This window comes from Mycobacterium sp. 852002-10029_SCH5224772 (assembly GCF_001667315.1).
In the GTDB taxonomy this organism is placed as follows: Bacteria; Actinomycetota; Actinomycetes; order Mycobacteriales; family Mycobacteriaceae; genus Mycobacterium.
Genome location: NZ_LZHT01000041.1, coordinates 1 through 19,519, shown reverse-complemented (window position 1 = coordinate 19,519; position 19,519 = coordinate 1). Strand labels below are relative to the sequence as shown.

Sequence of the window (19,519 nt, the reverse complement as noted above, 5' to 3'; positions counted from 1 at the left end):
CGCTTCGAAAAGGGGCATCATGCCGACTAAGGCGAGTGTGGCCATTGTCGGGTCGGGGAACATCAGCACTGACCTGCTCTACAAGTTGTTGCGATCGGACTGGCTGGAACCGCGCTGGATGGTCGGCATCGACCCGGACAGCGAGGGCCTGGCCCGGGCCCGCAAGCTGGGTTTGGAGACCACCCACGAGGGCGTGGACTGGCTGTTGGCCCAGTCGGACAAGCCCGATCTGGTGTTCGAGGCGACCAGCGCCTACGTGCACCGCGACGCCGCACCCAAGTATGAGGCCGCCGGCATCCGGGCCATCGACCTGACACCGGCCGCGGTGGGCCCGGCGGTGATCCCGCCGGCCAACCTGCGCCAGCACCTGGACGCGCCGAACGTCAACATGATCACCTGCGGTGGGCAGGCGACCATCCCGATCGTCTACGCGGTGTCGCGTGCCGTCGCCGACCTCGGTGGCGTGCCCTACGCGGAGATCGTCGCCTCGGTCGCCTCGCTGTCGGCGGGCCCCGGCACCCGAGCCAACATCGACGAGTTCACCAAGACCACCAGCAGGGGCGTGGAGACCATCGGCGGGGCCAAGCGGGGCAAGGCCATCATCATCTTGAACCCGGCCGACCCGCCGATGATCATGCGCGACACCATCTTCTGCGCGATCCCCGAGGACGCCGACCGCGACGCGATCGCCAAATCCATCCACGACGTGGTGGCCGAGGTGCAGACCTACGTGCCCGGCTACCGGCTGCTCAACGAGCCCCAGTTCGACGACCCGTCGATCAATTCCGGCGGCCAGGCGCTGGTCACCACCTTCGTCGAAGTCGAGGGCGCCGGCGATTACCTGCCCCCGTATGCGGGCAACCTGGACATCATGACCGCCGCGGCGACCAAGGTCGGCGAGGAGATCGCCAAAGAGAGCCTGGCAGCAGGAGCCCAAGCATGAGCACCACCGAGATTTTCTTCAACCCAATCTGGGACGTCCGGATGACCGACACGTCGCTGCGCGACGGGTCCCACCACAAACGCCACCAGTTCACCACCGACGAGGTCGGCGCCATCGTGGCCGCCCTGGACGCCGCGGGCGTGCCGGTCATCGAGGTGACGCACGGCGACGGGCTGGGCGGGTCGAGCTTCAACTACGGGTTCTCCAAGACCCCCGAGCAGGAGCTGATCAAGCTCGCCGCCGAGACGGCCAAGGAGGCCAAGATCGCCTTTTTGATGCTGCCGGGGGTGGGCACCAAGGAGGACATCAAAGAGGCGCAGAACAACGGCGGCTCGATCTGCCGGATCGCCACGCACTGCACCGAGGCCGACGTGTCGATCCAGCACTTCGGCCTGGCCCGCGAACTCGGCCTGGAGACCGTCGGCTTTTTGATGATGAGCCACACCATCTCGCCCGAGAAGCTGGCCGCCCAGGCCCGCATCATGGCCGACGCCGGCTGCCAGTGCGTCTACGTCGTCGATTCGGCCGGCGCACTGGTACTCGAAGGCGTGCGGGACCGAGTCGCGGCGCTGGTCGCCGAACTCGGCGACGACGCCCAGGTGGGCTTCCACGGGCATGAAAACCTCGGACTCGGGGTCGCCAACAGCGTCGAGGCCGTGCGGGCCGGCGCCAAGCAGATCGACGGCTCGTGCCGCCGGTTCGGCGCCGGGGCGGGCAACGCGCCCGTCGAGGCCCTGATCGGGGTGTTCGACAAGATCGGCGTCAAGACCGGCATCGACTTCTTCGACATCGCCGACGCCGCCGAAGAGGTCGTCGCCCCCGCCATGCCCGCCGAGTGCCTACTCGACCGCAACGCCCTGATCATGGGCTACTCCGGGGTCTACTCGAGCTTCCTCAAACACGCCATCCGCCAGGGCGAGCGCTACGGCGTCCCGCCGCATGAGCTGTTACACCGCGCCGGCCAGCGCAAACTCATCGGCGGCCAGGAAGACCAGCTCATCGACATCGCACTGGAGATCAAGCGCGAGCGGGACGGCGCCGCGACCGCTTGACCTGCCTCTTTGCCGACGGCGCGCACAGGCTACGCAAAGCTACCGCGCGTACGCTGGTGGGCATGAGCACATCCAAGACAGCCGGCACACGTGGTCGCGGACTGTTCGGCCTGCTCGCCGGGGGGCTATTGACTGCGGCCGCCGCGACCGTGATCGCAGTACCCCTGGCGGGCACAGCCGCCGCGGATTGCAATCAGGACGTGGGTAGTTCCATCGACGCGTACCTGCAGCGCCATCCCGACCTCCACCAGCAGCTGCAGTCCAAATCGCAGGCTGAGGGCGGTAACGGCAGTGTGATCGACTACCTGAATCGGCATCCCGACGTACGCCAGCACCTGATCGACCTGTCCCACGCGTGCCCGCCCTAGCGAATCTGCCTCGTCCTCGAACGTCGCGGCCGACGCGGGGGAATGTTCGCCATTGACGAAAAAGTAGAACACGTTCTAGCGTCTAGGCGTGTTCTCTGATCCCCTCACCTCCGCGATCGCTGAGGCCGAAGAGCTCGTGGCGGCCGCACCGCACATCGAGACCGAAGCCGACCTGCTCGAAGGACTCCAATATCTGGCCGGCTGCATCGCGGCCTGCACGCACCTGGCCTTCGACTACGACCGCGACCATCCCTTCCTGCAGTCGGGCACCGGGCCGTTCACCAAGATGGGCCTGGACAACCCCGACACCCTGTATTTCGGCACCCGGGTGCACGCCAACCACGATTACGTCGTCACCGGCAGGCGCGGCACCACCACCGACCTGAGTTTCCAGCTGCTCGGCGGTGAATACACCGACGACAACGTGCCGGTCAGCCAGGCCGCGTTCGACGACCGGGAACTGCAGATCGCTCCCGACGGCAGCTTCGAATGGCGGGTCCGGCCCACCAACCCCGGGCAGCTGGTCATCCGCGAGGTGTACGGCGACTGGGCCGCGCAGCGCGGCACGCTGGCCATCTCCCGTCTGGACACCGCGGGCACCGCGCCGCCGCCGCTGAGTCGCGAGACCATCGAAAAGCGTTATGCCACAGCCGGAAAGCAACTGGTGAACCGGGTGAAGACGTGGTTGCAATTCCCGCAGTGGTTCTATTTCAACATTCCGGTCAACACAATGGTCGCACCCCGCCTGACGCCCGGCGGGCTGGCGACGCAGTACTCGTCGGTCGGGCACTACGAGCTGCGGCCCGACCAGGCGCTGGTGATCACCATCCCGGTCACCGACGCTCCCTACCTCGGGTTCCAGTTGGGCAGCCTGTGGTACATCTCGCTGGACTACATCAACCACCAGACGTCGCTGAACAACACTCAGGCGCAAGCGGATCCGGACGGCAAGGTGCGCATCGTCGTCGCCGACCAGAACCCCGGCGTGACCAACTGGGTGGAGACGCTCGGGCACCGAAAGGGCATCTTGCAGTTCCGGTGGCAGCGGGTGTCGCGCCAACTCACCGACGCCGACGGCCCCACCGTCGAGCTGGTCGACATCGACGCCATACCGGCAACGCTGCCGTATTTCGAGCACAACAAGATTTCCGATGACGAATGGCGAGCGCGAATCGCGCTGCGTCATCAACAAATTCAGGCGAGGATGCTGGGATGACGAAGTTGCTCGATGGCAAGGTAGTGGTGATCAGCGGCGTCGGCCCTGGCCTCGGTACGACGCTGGCGCATCGATGCACGCGAGAGGGCGCCGACCTGGTACTGGCGGCTCGCACGCCAGAACGCCTGGACGACGTCGCCAAGCAGATCGCCGATATCGGAGGGCGTGCGACGACGGTGCCCACCGATATCACCGATGACGACCAGGTGAGCAACCTCATCGCCGCCACGCTCGAGGCCTACGGCAAGGTCGACGTCCTGATCAACAACGCGTTCCGGGTTCCATCGATGAAGCCGTTGGCCGGCACCAGCTTTCAGCACATCCGTGACGCGATCGAGCTCAGTGCGCTGGGCGCGCTGCGGCTGATCCAGGGCTTTACCGACGCGCTGGCGGAATCCAAGGGGTCAGTCGTGAACGTCAACTCCATGGTGATCCGGCACTCGCAGGCCAAGTACGGCGCCTACAAGATGGCCAAGTCCGCACTGCTGTCCATGTCGCAGTCATTGGCCACCGAACTCGGCGACCAGGGCATCCGCGTCAATTCCGTTGCGCCCGGATATATCTGGGGTGACACGTTGCAGGCCTACTTCAACCATCAGGCCGGCAAGTACGGCACCACGGCCGAGCAGATCTATGAGGCGACTGCGGCGAACTCCGACCTCAAGCGGCTGCCCACCGAGGACGAAGTGGCCTCGGCCATCCTCTTTTTGGCCAGCGATCTGTCCAGCGGCATCACCGGACAGACCCTGGACGTCAACTGCGGGGAGTATCACGTTTGATGAGCGATCGCACCGATATCGGTACCGTCGACGAGCTACACGCATCGGCCACCAAGCTGACCGGGCTCGACGACTTCGGCGTCGACGACGACAACTACCGCGAAGCGCTTTCAGTGCTGCTGGACTCCTACCGGACCGAGGCCGGGCTTACCGTGTTGGGCAGCAAGATGAATCGCTTCTTCCTGCGTGGGGCACTGGTGGCGCGATTGCTGTCCGAGGCGGCCTGGAAGCAGCACCCGCAGTACGCCGACGTCCCCATCGAACGTCCCATCTTCGTCACCGGTCTGGTGCGTACCGGTACCACGGCGCTGCACCGGCTCCTGGGTGCCGATCCCGCGCATCAGGGCCTGCACATGTGGCTGGCCGAATTCCCGCAGCCGCGCCCGCCGCGCGAGACCTGGGATTCACACCCGATGTACCGCCAGCTCGACGCCCAGTTCACCCAGCACCACCAGGAAAACCCCGGCTACACCGGGCTGCATTTCATGGCCGCATACGAGCTGGAGGAGTGTTGGCAGCTGCTGCGGCAGTCGCTGCATTCGGTGTCCTACGAAACGCTGGCGCACCTGCCGAGTTACGCGCACTGGCTCTCGGAACAGGACTGGACGCCGTCATATCAGCGGCACCGTCGCAACCTTCAGCTGATCGGGCTCAATGACGCCGACAAGCGGTGGGTGCTGAAAAATCCCAGCCACCTGTTCGCGCTGGACGCGTTGATGGCCACCTATCCCGACGCGCTGGTGATCCAGACTCATCGGCCGGTCGAAACGATCATGGCCTCGATGTGCTCGCTCGCCCAGCACACCGCCGAGGGATGGTCAACGTCGTTCACCGGGGCCCAAATCGGGGCTGACGCAATGGAAACCTGGTCGCGCGGGTTGGAGCGTTTCAACACCGCCCGTGCCAAATACAGTCCCGCCCAGTTCTACGACGTCGACTACCGGGAATTGATCGCCGACCCGATGGGCACCGTGGCCGATGTCTACCGGCACTTCGGCCTGACGCTGACCGATGAGGCCATGGCCGCCATGGAAAAGACCCACGCCGACAGCCAGTCCGGCGAGCGCGCGCCGAAGCATTCTTACTCACTGGCCGACTATGGGCTCAGCGTCGAGACGGTCAAGGAGCGATTCGCCGGACTGTAGAAGTCACAAGCGCCACAGGCGTTTCCGTGCCGGTGGGCACACCTTGTGCCCGCCTCTGAGCGACACCGTCGCGAATCTATCCGGCGCGCACCGGGTTTGTCGCTCAAAGGTGGGCATCACACCTAATGCTTGCGGCGCCGGTGCGGGGCCGGCGGGCGGATATGGCGAATTCGACAGTCGATCAGTGTTCGTCGGGCTCGTTGTCGAGATAGCCCTCGGCGACGGCGTGCTCGATGCTGTCGCTCAGCTTGGGGCACGACCGGGTGCGCGCGGTGTCGCCGCCGGACTCCCGGACTTCGGTGAAGTGCGCACACCGCTGCCACGCCTCGGTGTTCCATTGCACGGCGGTGTGTCCCGGCCCCAGCCTGCGCACCGTGACGCGGACGTGGCAGAAGCGGCAGTCCACCGGTAGCAGCCCCGAGCTGAGGTAGCGCTCACGGTCGGCGCGGCTGGCTTCGGCCACCGCCGCCGCCCGTTGTGGATCGTTGGCGAAATCCCGTGACTTCGACCATGATCCCGACCCGCCGTCGCTGGCGGGCTTGTCCTCGTGGTCATGGTGATCGCCGTGCAGCTGCAACATCGACCGTGCAAGCCGATCGACGTCAGGTACCTGCGGCTGATCGTCGGGCATGATGCCTAGTGTTGCTCCACTGGAACGTCTTCGGATTCCTTGGCCTTGAGGTTTTCCTCGACTTCGGAATTCCAGTACTCGTTGGCGCGGGTGGTGTCCACTTCGATCTCGAAGCGTTCCACCATTTCCGGCTCGATGTCGGCGACGTCGACATAGAACTGCTGATACCAGCGGCGCAGCTGGTAGACCGCGCCGTCCTCTTCGACCAGCAGCGGATTGTCGATCCGGGTCTTGTGCTTCCAGATCTCGACATCCTGCAGGAAGCCCTTGCTGACGCCCTCGGTGAACACCTTCGCCAACTTGTCGGTCATCTCTTCGTCCATGCCCGTAGGCTTTTCGACGATGACGCCCCACTGCAGTACGAACGAGTTCTGGGTGACCGGGTAGTGGCAGTTGATCAGGATCGACTCGGCCTTATAGCCGCCGTAGCTGTTGTGCAGCCAGTTGATCATGAATGACGGACCGAAGTAGGACGCCTCGGAATCCAGGTGCGCCTCACCGTACGACGTGCCGAGGTCGTTCACGTCGGGCCGACCCACGTTGTGCAGGTACTGCGACGCGATGTGCCCCTCGAAGACGTTCTTGAAATACGTCGGCAACCCGAAATGGATGTAGAAGAAGTGCGCCATGTCGGTGACGTTGTCGATGATGTCGCGGCAGTTGGATCCCTCGATGAGGATGCTGTTCCACCGCCACTCGGTCCACTCGTCGCTGTGCGCTTCCGGGATATCCGGAATCTGCACGGCGGGGTCCGGCGGGTTGTTTTCGTGGTCGTGCCAGACGAACAGCAGGCCGCCACGCACATCGGTCGACCACGACCGGGTGCGCGCAGTCTTCGGCGTGCGCTTGGCGTAGGGCACCAGCTTGCAGCGGCCGTCGCCGCCCCAGCGCCAGTCGTGGAACGGGCAGGCGACCTCGTCGCCCTTGATGGTGCCCTCCGACAGGTCTCCACCCATGTGCCGGCAATAGCCGTCGAGGACCTTGATGTCCCCATGGGAGTCGGCGAAGACCACCAGCTTGGTGCCGAAAGCCTCAATCGAATGCGGCTTGCCGTCCTGGAAGTCCTTCGCGACGCCCAGGCAGTGCCAGCCCCGGGCGTATCTGGTCGGCAAGGCGCCGGGATCGATCTCCCGGATGCCGACCGCCTTGGTGTCGGTACTCACCTGTCACCTCCAACTCATAGCCCTCTAACTAGAACACGTTACAGTTTTGCGACGGGAGCGCGCAACGAAGGCGACCCTGGCTGGGAGATATGCGTGCTGGGGTATACGTAAACAATGCCGTTGTTTGCATTCGAGGGCCGGTCACCACGGATCGATCCCACCGCTTTCGTGGCCCCGACAGCCACTGTGATCGGCGACGTCGTCGTGGAGGCGGGCGCCTCAATCTGGTTCAACGCCGTACTGCGGGGCGACTACGCGCCCATCATGGTGCGCGAGGGCGCCAATGTGCAGGACGGGTCGGTGTTGCACGCCCCTCCCGGCATTCCGGTGGACATCGGTCCGGGTGCGACGGTGGCGCATCTGTGCGTCATACACGGGGCGCACCTGGGGTCCGAGGCGCTCATCGCCAACCACGCCACCGTTCTGGACGGCGCGGTGATCGGCGCGCGCAGCCTGGTCGCCGCGCATTCACTGGTCACGGCCGGCACCCAGATCCCGGCCGGGATGCTGGCGGTCGGCGCGCCGGCGCAGATCAGGGGCCCGGTCGCCGGAACCGGCGCCGAAATGTGGATCAAGCTGAATCCGCAGGCCTACCGCGATCTTGCCCAGCGGCATCTGGACGGGCTGGAACCGATCTAGACCTTGCGCGTGTTGGCCGCCGCGCGGTCCATCTCCCAGTAGGCGCGCAGGGCCACCAGCTTGCCCGCGTCGTCGGCTTTGTAGGTGAACACGCCTTCGGCGGTCGTCTGGTATTCGCCCGTCGTGATGAGTATGTGCCCGACGTTGGCTTCCTCGTTGCCGCACTGATAGGTGTCGCGGAAAACGAACTCGATCTTCGTCGTGGGGGCGATGGCCTTGTCCCAGAACGCCGAAATCGCGTCGCGGCCGCGATGCCCTTTGCCCTCGGGGTCAAACGCGGAGGGGCCGATCGGGTCCTCGACGATGGCGTCGTCGGCGAACACCGCCAGCCACGCGTCCTTGTCCCGGGCCGCCACCGCCTCGCGGGAGCGGCGGCCGGCCTCGTGCGCGGGATGCTCAGTCATCGGCACGCTCACGCGTCGAGCTTCTGGGCCGCCGGCTTGTCGGCGCCGACGACCCACATGGAGTAGTACTGCGAGCCGCCGCCGTAGGCGTGTCCCAACGCCTTTCGCGCGTTGGGTACTTGGTGGTCGCCGCCCTTGCCCATGACCTGAATCGCCGCTTCGGCGAAGCGAATCAGGCCCGAGGCGCCGATCGGGTTCGAGGACAGCACGCCGCCCGACGCGTTCACCGGCAACCGGCCACCGATCCTGGTCTCGCCCGCTTCGGTGAGCTTCCAGCCTTCGCCCTCGGGCGCAAACCCGAGGTTTTCCAACCACATCGGTTCGAACCAGGAGAACGGCACGTAAATTTCCGCGGCGTCGATCTCGTCGATGGGACTCGTGATTCCGGCGGCCTTCCACAGCGCGGCGGCCGCGTCACGGCCGGCCTGCGGGCTGACCTGGTCGCGCCCGGAGAACTGCAGCGGTTCGGTGCGCAGCGCCGTGGCGTGGATCCACGCCACCGGATTACCTTGCGCCAAGTGGGCTTCGGCGGCCTCCTCGTTGCCGATCACGACCGCGGCGGCACCGTCCGACGAGGGGCAGGTCTCGTCGTAGCGGATCGGGTCCCACAGCATCGGGGACGCCATCACCTTCTCCACGGTGATGTCGGGCTGGTGCAGGTGCGCCAGCGGATTCCTGCTGCCATTGAGCCGGTCCTTGACCGCGACGATGGCACCGATGTTCGTCGGCGCCCCAGAGCGGCGGATGTACGAGCGCACGTGCGGGGCGAAGTAGCCACCCGCGCCGGCGCCCACCGGCTTGATGAAAGGGATAGGAATCGACAACGCCCACATCGCGTTTGATTCCGACTGCTTTTCCCAGGCCATCGCCAGCACACGCCGGTACTTGCCGGACTGCACCAGGCTGGCGGCCACCACTGCGGTGGAGCCACCGACCGATCCCGCGGTGTGCACTCGGATCAGCGGCTTGCCGGTGGCGCCCATGGCGTCGGCCATGAACAGCTCGGGCATCATGACGCCCTCGAAGAAGTCCGGCGCCTTGCCGACCACGACGGCGTCGATGTCGTCGAAGGTGGAACCCGAGTCTTCCAGCGCACGGTCGATCGCCTCGCGCACCAGGCCGTTCATCGAAACGTCTTTGCGCTTGGCGACATACTTCGTCTGGCCGGTACCTAGTACCGCAGCGATGTTTGGCCCTGCACCGGCCATCAGTTCTTTCCTTCCATGACCGCGACCAGGTTCTGTTGTAGCGCGGGCCCGCTGGTGGCGTGCGCCAGCACCCGCTCAGCGGAACCGTCCCAGATATGTTGTGCTGCAAAGCCAATTCGCTCGAGGCCGGCGACGAACATGGGGTTGGCCGCCAGCGCACCACCGGACGGATTCACCTTCGTCCGTCCCGGTATCCAGATGGCTTCGGCGATGATCAAGTGCTGGTGGGTGAAGGGCGCGCAGATCTCGGCGACGTCGAGGTTGTCGGTCCTGCCACCCGTGGCCACGTGGGCCGCGGCCTTGGTCGACACGGACTCGGTGAGGTCGCGTGCACCCAGCGACGGGGTTTCGATCCGGTGCTCGATTCCGGTGATCCAGGCCGGGTTTTCGCGCAGCTCGCGCGCCCGGTCCCCGGCCGCGAGCACTATCGCCGCGGCGCCGTCGGTGATCGGTGCGATGTCGTGTCGTCGCAGCGGGTCGGCGTAATACGGCCGTTCGAGCAACTCCGCCACGCTGATCGACCCTTCCACCTTGTCCACCCGGCGCGCGTTCGCAAAGGAGTCGTGGGCGACGCGCGCCATCTGCTCCTCGGTCCACTTGCCGGTGTCAATCCCCATACGGGCTTGCAGCCCGGCCATCGAGATCGAATCGGGCCACAACGGCGCGACGGTGTAAGGGTCGGTCTGCCGCGACAGGATTTGGCGCAGGATCCCGGCCGAGGACTTGCCGAAGCCGTACACCAGCGCGGTGTCGACCTCACCGGTCAGGATTTTGATGTAGGCCTCGTAGAGGGCCCACGCCGCGTCCATCTCGACGTGCGATTCGTTGATCGGCGGAATGGCGCCGATCGAGTCGATCGCCGAGATGAACGAAAAAGCCCGTCCGGCAAGGTAATCGGACGATCCGGAACACCAGAAGCCGATGTCGGTCCGTTCGATGCCCAGTTCCTCGTACAGCTGGGCGAAGCACGGTATCAACATCTCGACGCCGTTGGTGGTGCCGTCGGTGCGGCGGACGTGTGGTGCGTGGGCAAAGCCGACTACCGCAACGTTGCGAGCGCTCATGTGTTCCTAAGCCCTTTACAGGTGGTGCTTGTAGGTGTCGTAGTCGGCGTCGGGTTCCCCGGTCGGCCGGAAGTACTCGATGTTGTCGATGCCAAAACCCCACTCCTCACGGGGTTTCCACACCGCTTCGACGCGCATGCCCATCCGTACCTCGTGCGCGTCGATGTCGGCGACGAGGTGCAAAAACGGGATGTCGGCCCCGTCGAGCAGCACATAGGCAGCCACGTAGGGGGGCTTGATGCGCTGGCCCTGGAACGGGATGTTGATGATCGCGAACGTCGTCACCGTGCCCTTGTCCGGCAGTTCGACGAAGTCGGTGGTCGGCTGGCCGGTGGCCGGGTCGGCGCCGTGGGGCGGGAAGTAGACCTTGCCGTTCTTGCCCGTCTGCGCGCCGAGCAGCTTGCCCTGGGCGATGGCCCGCAGGTAGGCGCTCTCCTCGTGCGAGGCGGTGTGCTGAATGGTCAGCGAGATCGGCGTGACAATCATTGTCACCGGGTCTTTTTCGCCGTCCGACTTTTCCGCGACGGCTTCGGCTTCCTCACCGAGCGCGAAATAGGCGATGTCGGTGATGGCGCCCACCGGCTCGTCGACCCAGTGCACGTGTACCCGGGTGCCGGTCTTGATGGCGGAAGGACCCGCGGCTCCGACATCGACGGCATGGATCAACGGGGTGTCGGCACCGTCGAGCTTGATCAGCGCCCAGGCGAAGGGGCGATCGAGCGGCTGGCCCTCCATCGGTTCGGGCTGCCAGGTCCAGGAGACGACGGTGCCGACACTGGACACCGGTACCATCTCGCCCAGCGGCTCATAGGTGACCGGGTCATATTCCGCCGGCGGAACATGCACCCGGCCATCCGATCCGCGTACCCCGAGGACGTGGCGATCACGCAGTGCGGTGAAGAACTTGCTCAGCGTGGGGCCGACCGAACGGGTGTAGTCGAAGGACAACGTCAGTGGCGCGGCGAGTGGTGGCTCAGGGTTATCCATCAGGGGCGGGCTACTCGAGCTGGCTGTCACGCCATCGAGTAGAACAGGTTCTAAGAACGGATTCAACATCGGGTCTACCTCTTGAAAGGGCCAAGACGATGAAGCTGGGATTGCAGTTGGGATATTGGGGCGCTCAGCCGCCGCAGAACCACGGCGAGCTCGTCGCCGCTGCCGAGGAGGCCGGATACGACGCCGTCTTCACCGCCGAGGCCTGGGGTTCGGACGCGTACACACCGCTGGCCTGGCTGGGTTCGTCGACGTCCCGGGTGCGGCTGGGCACCTCGGTGGTTCAGCTGTCCGCCCGCACGCCGACGGCCTGCGCCATGGCGGCTCTGACGCTCGACCACCTGTCCGGCGGGCGGCATATCCTCGGGCTGGGCGTCTCCGGACCGCAGGTGGTCGAGGGCTGGTACGGCCAGTCGTTCCCCAAGCCGCTGGCCCGTACGCGCGAATACATCGACATCATCCGGCAGGTGTGGGCGCGCGAGGCGCCGGTGACCAGCGACGGCCCCCACTACCCGCTGCCGAGGACTGGCGAGGGCACCACCGGCCTGGGCAAGCCGCTCAAGCCGATCACCCATCCGCTGCGTGCCGACATCCCCATCATGCTGGGCGCCGAGGGGCCGAAGAATGTCGCGCTGGCCGCCGAGATCTGTGACGGCTGGTTGCCGATCTTCTACACCCCGCGCATGGCCCACACCTACAACGAGTGGCTGGACGAGGGGTTCGCCCGCCCGGGCGCACGCCGCAGCCGCGAGGACTTCGAGATCTGCGCGACGGCCAACATCGTGATCACCGAGGACCGCGGCGCCGCGTTCGCGGCCATGAAGCCCTACATCGCGTTGTACATGGGCGGGATGGGCGCCGAGGACACCAACTTCCACGCCGACGTGTACCGCCGGATGGGCTACTCCGAGGTGGTCGACGACGTCACCAAGCTGTTCCGCAGCAACCAGAAGGACAAGGCGGCGGAGATCATCCCCGACGAGGTGATCGACGACGCCGCGATCGTCGGCGACGTCGACTACGTGCGTAAGCAGATCAAGGCCTGGGAGGCCGCCGGCGTGACCATGATGGTGGTGTCCGGCCGCAGTACAGAGCAGGTCCGCGAGCTGGCTGCCCTGATCTGAGCGGCCCGCATGACGAACTAGAACACGTTCTATTTTTCTTGCCAGCGGCTTAGAACGCGTTCTAGATTGTCCGGATGACACGCCCGACGACGATGCGGAGCGCGCGGTCCGGCCGGTCAGCCGAGCGGGTGGGCGTCGCCGAATGTCATCTCGACGTGGCCGACAGATCCAGAGATCATCGCCCGCTTTGGCAGGCCCAGCGACGCCAGCTCCTTGGCGTAGGCGTGATCGCCCAGTCGCAGCGTCGCGCCGCCGAGCCGGCCGCGCATGCCGCGCACCTGCATCTCCCAGGGCACTTCCCGGGTGATGCCGTCGGCGAAGGTGTAGGTCTTGAGCACCTGCGGCCGCGACGTGAAGATCGACGGCACCGGCAATCCGCGGGCGAAGTCGATGCCGGCGATGTGCGCGCCGTCGGCGCTGACGTCGAACCCGAACCCGCCGTGCTCGCGAATGGTGAAGTCCGCCATGATCTTCGGGAATCCCCAGATGGAGCGCCCCGCTTCCAGGGTGAAGCTCTGGTCGACCGGCAGATGGTGGATGAACGCGGCCGCATCGCCCAGCGCCCGCCAGCCGCGCGCCGTCGAACCGGGCGGATTGACCATCACGCAGGTGCCGAATTCGTGGTACTGGCCCAGGTCGCCGTCGATATAGCGGGCCAGCATCAGGTTGACCACCGCCCGGCCCGGCCGGTGCTGACAGACTTTCAGGCCGCTGTAATCGATAAGCCGTTGTGCCGCTTGGGCATCGACCGAAAACATCGCGGTGTGCACGTCCGCTTTTCGTATCCGCACCGGCATGGTGAGGACTGTCCCCGCAACGACGTGTTGTGACTCAGCCATGCCGCTTACTGTAATCCGTTCGTCAACATTTGGAGGCTATAGATGACTTCGACCACCCCGGAAGCAATCTCGAACATCGATCTGACCGATGGCAATTTCTATGCCGACCGTCATACCTCACGCGAGGCCTATCGCTGGATGCGCGCCAACCAGCCGATATTTCGGGATCGCAACGGCCTGGCCGGTGCCACCACTTATCAAGCCATCCTCGACGCCGAGCGCAATCCGGAGTTGTTCTCCAGCACGGGCGGCATCCGTCCCGATCAGCCGGGAATGCCCTACATGATCGACATGGACGATCCCGCGCACCTGTTGCGACGCAAGCTGGTCAACGCGGGCTTCACCCGCAAGCGGGTGAAGGAGAAGGAGCCTTCCATCGCGAGGCTGTGCGACACCCTGATCGACGCGGTGTGTGAGCGGGGCGAGTGTGACTTCGTCCGCGATATCGCCGCCCCACTGCCGATGGCGGTGATCGGCGACATGCTGGGCGTGCTGCCCACCGAACGCGGCATGCTGCTGAAATGGTCCGACGACCTGGTCAGCGGGCTGAGCTCGCACATCGACCCCACGTCGGACGAAGCCCAGGCAGTAATGGCCGCCTTCGCCGCCTACACCGAATTCACCACGGACATCATCACCAAGCGGCGCGCCGAGCCCACCGATGACCTGTTCTCCATCCTGGTGAACGCCGAGGTGGAGGGGCAGCGGATGTCCGACGACGAGATCGTGATGGAGACGCTGCTCATCCTCATCGGCGGCGACGAAACCACCCGGCACACACTGAGCGGCGGCACCGAACAGCTGGTGCGCCACCGCGATCAGTGGGACGCCCTGGTGCGCGATCCCTCGTTGCTGCAATGCGCCATCGAGGAGATGCTGCGCTGGACGTCGCCGGTCAAGAACATGTGCCGGACAGTGACCGCGGACACCGAATTCCACGGGACCTCGCTGCGCGAGGGCGAGAAGATCATGCTGCTGTTCGAGTCGGGCAACTTCGACGAGACGACGTTCGAGAATCCGGACAGCTTCGACATCCGGCGAAACCCGAACAGCCACATGGCTTTCGGATTCGGCACGCACTTCTGCCTGGGGAACCAGCTGGCGCGGCTGGAGCTGTCGATGATGACCGAGCGGGTGCTCAAGCGGCTGCCGGATCTGAGACTGGCCGACGACTCGACCCTGCCCCTGCGGCGGGCGAACTTCGTCAGCGGCCTGGAGGCCATGCCGGTGGTGTTCACCCCGAGCGCGCCGCTGCTGGGCTGATTGCGTTTGAGCCCCTTTCGCCGAGCGTGCTCTCACGGCGAGATTTTCGCCAAATCCTCGCGCTGAGTGCACGTTCGACGCTGCCAGGCCGCTGCCACCCGGCCGATGATGCCGCCTGGCGTGTCTTCAACCGTGATCCGCACGTTGGTCCAACCCAGCTCAGCGAGCGCCTCCGCACGCCGGATGTCCTTGTTGAATTGTCGTTGGTCGAAGCGGTGGTGATCGCCTTCGTACTCGATGGCCAACTTGATGTCTTCCCAGCCCATGTCGAGCGCGGCGATCAGGAAGCCATACGCGTCGTAAACCGGTATCTGCGTCTGCGGCGTCGGGAAACCCGCGCGCACCAGCAGAAGGCGCAACCAGGTTTCGCGGGGAGACTCGGCGCCCGCGTCGACAAGCGGCAGCGCGATGCGCGCACGGGCGATGCCGCGGCGGCCTCGGTAGCGTTCGGCGAGTAGCTCGACCTCGCTCACCTTGAGATCGGTTGCGCGCGACAGCGCGTCGATCGCTGCGACAGCCCGCTCGACGGGATAGCGACAGGCGATGTCGAGAGCTGTCCGCGCGGGCGTAGTCACCGGCATGCCGGCGATCGTTTGTATCTCGCCGCCGCTCAGCCGATCTGACCACGTGTGAATGCCACTGGGCGGACGCCGGTACCCGTAAAGCAGCTCGGCAGGTGCGCGGTCATCGATCCATTTCGTCCCGTACAGGGCTGCCGCGGATCTGCCCGCGACGACACCGCGCCGACGAGACCACAGCCAAGCCGACTGAGCGCGCAATCCGGGGGTGAGCGCGGTGTGGGCCGGGACGTACACGTCGGGATGAACTTTGACGAACCGGCTCCGCAGCGCGTACGGGGTCACCAGGCCGGATGCGACGGCCTCGCTACCGATGAACGGCTCTCGCATGGCGGGAGTGTGCCGCAGAGCCCCGACAAGCTCGTCGAACGTGCACTGAGCGCGAAAATCTCGGCCGAAATTCGCCGTGGGTGCACGTTCGGCGAAAAGGAGGGCGAAAAATCAGCCGAAAAGCCGCCGTGACGTCACGTTCGGCGCAAAGGGGCCGGCGCCGGTTTAGCGGTTTTGGAAGTTGGGCTTGCGCTTCTCGGCGAACGCCCGGGGGCCTTCCTTGGAGTCCTCGGAGAGGAACACCGGTATCCCGTTGGCGGTGTCGGGCTTGAAGGCCTCTTCCTCGTGCATGCCCTCGGTCTCGCGGATCGTTTTGAGAATCGCCTGCACGGCCAAGGGCCCGTTGTTCTCGATCACCTCGGCGATCTCGAGCGCCTTGGCCAGCGCCTGCCCGTCGGGAACGACGTGGCCGATCAGGCCCATGTCCTTGGCCTCGGCGGCGGTGATGTGCCGTCCGGTCAGCAGCAGGTCGCACGCCACCGTGTAGGGGATCTGGCGCACCAGTCGCACCGCGGACCCGCCCATCGGGTACAGGCTCCACTTGGCCTCGGAGATGCCGAATTTGGCGCTCTCACCGGCGACCCGGATGTCGGTGCCCTGCAGGATCTCGGTGCCCCCGGCGATGGCCGGGCCTTCGACGGCCGCGATGAGCGGCTTGGTCAGGCGCCGGCCCTTCAGCAGGGCGTCGATTCGCGACGGGTCGTAGCTGCCGTCCTTGAATGACTCACCCGGCGGCTTCTGGGTTGCTGCCTTGAGGTCCATGCCCGCGCAGAAGTAGCCACCGGCGCCGGTCAGGATGCAGCAACGGATGTCGGGATCGTTGTCCACGCGGTCCCAGGCCTGGACCATGATTTCCATCATTTCGGTGCTCAGGGCGTTGCGACGGTGCGGCCGGTTCATGGTCACGATGAGGGTGTGACCACGCTGTTCCACCAGCGCATCGGCTTCAGCGGGGCCGGTCTGCCCGTTTTCTGTGTTTGCTGGGGTTCCGGCATTCTCCACGGACACGGCTACCGCCTTTCCCTCGACAATGGGCACGAGCTTGCCTCGAAATGTAACACGTTCTAATTTGGTGGCCGTGGCCTTGAATATTGCCGATCTTGCAGAGCACGCCATCGACGCTGTGCCCGACCGTGTCGCCCTGATCTGCGGCGACGAGAAGTTGACCTATGCCCAGCTAGAGGAGAAGGCCAACCGCCTGGCTCACTACCTGATGGAGCAGGGGGTGAAAAAGGACGACAAGGTCGGGCTGTATTGCCGTAACCGCATCGAGATCGTCATCGCGATGCTCGGCATCGTCAAGGCGGGCGCCATCCTGGTGAACGTCAACTACCGCTACGTCGAGGGCGAGCTGCGCTACCTGTTCGAGAACTCCGACATGGTCGCGCTGGTGCACGAGCGCCAGTACTCCGATCGGGTGGCCAACGTGTTGCCCGATACGCCCAACGTCAAGACGATCCTGGTCGTCGAGGACGGCAGCGACAACGACTTCGGCCGCTACGGCGGCGTCGAGTTCTACTCGGCGATCGCGCAGAGCTCACCGGAACGTGACTTCGGTGAGCGCAGCGCCGACGACATCTACCTGCTCTACACCGGAGGCACCACCGGCTTCCCGAAGGGCGTGATGTGGCGCCACGAGGACATCTACCGGGTGCTGTTCGGTGGAACCGACTTCGCCACAGGCGAATTCGTCAAGGACGAATACGACCTGGCCAAGGCCGCCGCGGCCAACCCGCCGATGGTCCGCCACCCCATTCCGCCGATGATCCACGGCGCCACCCAGTCGGCCACCTGGATGTCGATCTTCTCGGGCCAAACGACCGTGCTGGCACCGGAATTCAACGCCGACGAGGTGTGGCGCACGATCCACGACCACAAGGTGAACCTGCTGTTCTTCACCGGCGACGCCATGGCGCGGCCCCTGCTCGACGCGCTGCTGGCACACCAGGACAAAGGCAACGAGTACGACCTGTCCTCGCTGTTCCTGCTCGCCTCCACCGCGGCGCTGTTCTCGCCGAGCATCAAGGAGAAGTTCCTCGAGCTGCTGCCCAACCGGGTCATCACCGACTCCATCGGGTCTTCGGAAACCGGGTTCGGCGGCACCAGCGTCGTCGCTAAGGACGCGCCGCACGCCGGTGGCCCGCGCGTGACGATCGACCACCGCACCGTGGTGCTCGACGAGGACGGCAACGAGGTCAAGCCCGGCTCCGGTGTGCGCGGCTTCATTGCCAAGAAGGGCAACATTCCCGTCGGCTACTACAAGGACGAGAAGAAGACGGCCGAGACGTTCAAGACCATCAACGGTGTGCGCTACGCGATCCCCGGCGACTTCGCGACGGTCGAGGAGGACGGCACCGTCACGATGCTGGGCCGCGGCTCGGTGTCGATCAACAGCGGCGGCGAGAAGATCTACCCCGAGGAGGTCGAGGCCGCGCTCAAGGGGCACCCCGACGTCTTCGACGCCCTGGTGGTGGGCGTGCCTGACGCCCGGTACGGCCAGCACGTCGCCGCCGTCGTCCAGCCGCGGCCGGGGACGCGGCCCGCGCTGTCGGAGCTGGATGCCTTCGTGCGTTCCGAGATCGCGGGATACAAGGTGCCGCGCAGCCTGTGGCTGGTCGACGAGGTCAAGCGTTCGCCCGCGGGCAAACCGGACTACCGCTGGGCCAAGGAGCAGACCGAGGCCCGCCCGGCCGACGACGTGCACGCCGCTCACGCGGCGACCGGTGCGTGACGACCGACTTCGTCAAGCACAATCCGGACGCGCCCGCCGGTTTCTTCGCGGCTGAAGCCGCGGGCCTGCAATGGCTTTCCGGTGTCGACGGCGGTGTGCCGTGCGCGCAGGTCGTCTCCGTCAGCGCGACGCGCCTGACGCTGCGGCGCCTCGATGCGGTGAACCCCACCCCCGAGGCGGCGCGAGCGTTCGGAGGCCAACTGGCCATCACGCACGACGCCGGCGCCAAGGCGTTCGGCGCCGGGCCCGACGGGTGGGACGGCCCCGGCTTCTTCGGGCCGCTGTCGCAGCCCCTGCCGATGTCGCTGCGGGGACACCGGCGCTGGGGCGAGTTCTACGCGCAGGAGCGGCTGGCCCCGATGGCCGAACTCGCGGCGCCGGGGCTCGACGCGGCGACCCGCGAGGCTGTCGACGGCGTCGCGGCGCGTTGCCGCGCAGGAGATTTCGACGACGACGACCCGCCGGCCCGGCTGCACGGCGATCTGTGGAGCGGCAATGTGATGTGGACGCCCGGCGGCGTGGTGCTGATCGACCCGGCCGCGCACGGCGGTCACCGCGAGACGGACCTGGCGATGCTCGCGCTGTTCGGCTGCCCGCATCACGACGCGATCATCGACGGTTATCAGCGGGTGCGGCCGCTGCAACCCGGCTGGCGAAACCGTATCGGGCTGCACCAGCTCTTCGGACTGCTGGCCCATGTCGTGCTGTTCGGTGGCGGATACGCGCGGCAGACCGGCGCCGCCGCCCGCGCCGCGCTGGCCGCCTGAGCGGCGTCTACATCGGATTGCCCGCCTTCTCCTCCTGCCGTTACGCGGCGTGCATCGTCGCCAGGGTCGCCTCGATCGGGATTTCGGTATCGGGGATCGACCCGCCCGTCCAGCGCCGCAGGGACGCCAGCATGTCGCTGCGCAGGAACCGCTGCGTCGGGTGTTGCATCCAGACGTCGATCGTCATCGGGATCGACAGTAGCCCGGCGACGATGCACGCCGCGTAACGGCAGGAGGAGAAGGCGGGCAATCCGATGTAGACGCCGCTCAGGCGGCCAGCGC

Annotated in this window: 21 protein-coding genes and 1 pseudogene; 12 read left to right on the top strand and 10 right to left on the bottom strand. The window is 66.0% G+C overall.

The genetic code is table 11. The features are described from left to right. Positions 1-19: 19 nt before the first annotated feature. The 6 genes from A5775_RS08505 (at position 20) to A5775_RS08480 (ending at position 5,503) form a co-directional block, all read left to right on the top strand. Positions 20-943 (top strand): acetaldehyde dehydrogenase (acetylating), encoded by a 924-nt coding sequence (locus tag A5775_RS08505; protein ID WP_067250632.1) that lies wholly within the window; start codon positions 20-22, stop codon positions 941-943. Further along, positions 940-1,995 (top strand): 4-hydroxy-2-oxovalerate aldolase, encoded by a 1,056-nt coding sequence (gene dmpG / locus A5775_RS08500; protein ID WP_067250629.1) that lies wholly within the window; start codon positions 940-942, stop codon positions 1,993-1,995. The genes A5775_RS08505 and dmpG overlap by 4 nt, the downstream gene beginning before the upstream one ends. Before the next feature lie 62 nt (positions 1,996-2,057). Next, positions 2,058-2,363: a hypothetical protein gene (locus A5775_RS08495; protein WP_067250626.1), complete on the top strand. Its 306-nt coding sequence runs from the start codon at positions 2,058-2,060 to the stop codon at positions 2,361-2,363. Positions 2,364-2,451: 88 nt separating this feature from the next. After that, on the top strand, positions 2,452-3,579 hold the full coding sequence (locus A5775_RS08490; RefSeq protein WP_067250623.1) for a hypothetical protein: 1,128 nt from the start codon (positions 2,452-2,454) through the stop codon (positions 3,577-3,579). Continuing rightward, on the top strand, positions 3,576-4,358 hold the full coding sequence (locus A5775_RS08485; protein WP_067250620.1) for an SDR family oxidoreductase: 783 nt from the start codon (positions 3,576-3,578) through the stop codon (positions 4,356-4,358). Before A5775_RS08490 ends, A5775_RS08485 begins: the two co-directional genes overlap by 4 nt. Further along, the gene (locus A5775_RS08480; protein WP_067250616.1) at positions 4,358-5,503 is read left to right on the top strand and encodes a sulfotransferase; all 1,146 of its coding nucleotides are present in this window, start codon (positions 4,358-4,360) and stop codon (positions 5,501-5,503) included. Before A5775_RS08485 ends, A5775_RS08480 begins: the two co-directional genes overlap by 1 nt. Positions 5,504-5,684: 181 nt before the next feature. Here the strand turns inward: A5775_RS08480 and A5775_RS08475 are convergent, their stop codons facing one another. After that, the gene (locus A5775_RS08475) at positions 5,685-6,134 is read right to left on the bottom strand and encodes a hypothetical protein (RefSeq protein WP_067250613.1); all 450 of its coding nucleotides are present in this window, start codon (positions 6,132-6,134) and stop codon (positions 5,685-5,687) included. A gap of 5 nt (positions 6,135-6,139) precedes the next feature. Further along, complete coding sequence (locus A5775_RS08470) at positions 6,140-7,297, bottom strand: Rieske 2Fe-2S domain-containing protein (RefSeq protein ID WP_067250610.1); 1,158 nt, start codon at positions 7,295-7,297, stop codon at positions 6,140-6,142. Between the two features lie 114 nt (positions 7,298-7,411). Here A5775_RS08470 and A5775_RS08465 point away from each other — a divergent pair, with 114 nt between their 5' ends. Continuing rightward, positions 7,412-7,936, top strand: coding sequence for a gamma carbonic anhydrase family protein (locus tag A5775_RS08465; RefSeq protein ID WP_067250607.1), 525 nt, complete (start codon positions 7,412-7,414; stop codon positions 7,934-7,936). Here A5775_RS08465 and A5775_RS08460 read toward each other — a convergent pair. Genes A5775_RS08460 through A5775_RS08445 form a run of 4 tightly spaced genes read right to left on the bottom strand, consistent with a single transcriptional unit; the run spans position 7,933 to position 11,629 of the window. Then, the gene (locus tag A5775_RS08460) at positions 7,933-8,340 is read right to left on the bottom strand and encodes a nuclear transport factor 2 family protein (protein ID WP_067251361.1); all 408 of its coding nucleotides are present in this window, start codon (positions 8,338-8,340) and stop codon (positions 7,933-7,935) included. The two genes, A5775_RS08465 and A5775_RS08460, sit on opposite strands and share 4 nt — an antisense overlap. Before the next feature lie 8 nt (positions 8,341-8,348). Next, positions 8,349-9,548, bottom strand: a complete 1,200-nt coding sequence (locus A5775_RS08455; RefSeq protein WP_067250603.1) for a thiolase domain-containing protein — start codon at positions 9,546-9,548, stop codon at positions 8,349-8,351. Further along, entirely contained in the window at positions 9,548-10,612 is a 1,065-nt protein-coding gene (locus A5775_RS08450; RefSeq protein ID WP_067250599.1) for a thiolase domain-containing protein, read from the bottom strand. The genes A5775_RS08455 and A5775_RS08450 overlap by 1 nt, the downstream gene beginning before the upstream one ends. Positions 10,613-10,627: 15 nt before the next feature. Continuing rightward, a complete protein-coding gene (locus A5775_RS08445) occupies positions 10,628-11,629 on the bottom strand; it encodes a Zn-ribbon domain-containing OB-fold protein (protein ID WP_197512441.1) in 1,002 nt (333 codons plus the stop codon). A 68-nt stretch (positions 11,630-11,697) separates the two neighbouring features. Between A5775_RS08445 and A5775_RS08440 the strand changes: the two genes are divergently transcribed. After that, on the top strand, positions 11,698-12,729 hold the full coding sequence (locus A5775_RS08440; protein ID WP_067250593.1) for an LLM class F420-dependent oxidoreductase: 1,032 nt from the start codon (positions 11,698-11,700) through the stop codon (positions 12,727-12,729). A gap of 116 nt (positions 12,730-12,845) precedes the next feature. Here A5775_RS08440 and A5775_RS08435 read toward each other — a convergent pair whose 3' ends face one another. Next, the gene (locus tag A5775_RS08435; RefSeq protein WP_067250590.1) at positions 12,846-13,568 is read right to left on the bottom strand and encodes an acetoacetate decarboxylase family protein; all 723 of its coding nucleotides are present in this window, start codon (positions 13,566-13,568) and stop codon (positions 12,846-12,848) included. Between the two features lie 42 nt (positions 13,569-13,610). Between A5775_RS08435 and A5775_RS08430 the strand changes: the two genes are divergently transcribed. Next, entirely contained in the window at positions 13,611-14,831 is a 1,221-nt protein-coding gene (locus A5775_RS08430) for a cytochrome P450 (RefSeq protein WP_067250587.1), read from the top strand. 32 nt (positions 14,832-14,863) lie between these two features. On the opposite strand, the gene A5775_RS08425 is transcribed toward A5775_RS08430, so the two are convergent. Further along, positions 14,864-15,739: a hypothetical protein gene (locus A5775_RS08425; protein ID WP_067250584.1), complete on the bottom strand. Its 876-nt coding sequence runs from the start codon at positions 15,737-15,739 to the stop codon at positions 14,864-14,866. Here A5775_RS08425 and A5775_RS25630 point away from each other — a divergent pair. Beyond that, positions 15,653-15,871 carry a hypothetical protein gene (locus tag A5775_RS25630; RefSeq protein ID WP_197512483.1) on the top strand — a complete coding sequence of 73 codons (219 nt, stop codon included), beginning with the start codon at positions 15,653-15,655 and terminating at the stop codon, positions 15,869-15,871. The two genes, A5775_RS08425 and A5775_RS25630, sit on opposite strands and share 87 nt — an antisense overlap. Before the next feature lie 33 nt (positions 15,872-15,904). On the opposite strand, the gene A5775_RS08420 is transcribed toward A5775_RS25630, so the two are convergent. Beyond that, positions 15,905-16,741 carry a crotonase/enoyl-CoA hydratase family protein gene (locus tag A5775_RS08420; protein ID WP_156660645.1) on the bottom strand — a complete coding sequence of 279 codons (837 nt, stop codon included), beginning with the start codon at positions 16,739-16,741 and terminating at the stop codon, positions 15,905-15,907. Positions 16,742-16,811: 70 nt separating this feature from the next. On the opposite strand from A5775_RS08420, the gene A5775_RS08415 reads away from it, so the two are divergent. Together A5775_RS08415 and A5775_RS08410 are read left to right on the top strand one after the other, a co-directional pair. Then, positions 16,812-18,470 (top strand): acyl-CoA synthetase, encoded by a 1,659-nt coding sequence (locus A5775_RS08415; RefSeq protein WP_067250578.1) that lies wholly within the window; start codon positions 16,812-16,814, stop codon positions 18,468-18,470. Continuing rightward, the gene (locus tag A5775_RS08410; protein ID WP_067250574.1) at positions 18,467-19,237 is read left to right on the top strand and encodes a fructosamine kinase family protein; all 771 of its coding nucleotides are present in this window, start codon (positions 18,467-18,469) and stop codon (positions 19,235-19,237) included. Before A5775_RS08415 ends, A5775_RS08410 begins: the two co-directional genes overlap by 4 nt. 46 nt (positions 19,238-19,283) lie before the next feature. Here the strand turns inward: A5775_RS08410 and A5775_RS25330 are convergent. Next, positions 19,284-19,424 (bottom strand): annotated as a pseudogene (locus tag A5775_RS25330) (amidohydrolase); the annotation flags it as partial. Positions 19,425-19,519 lie beyond the last annotated feature (95 nt).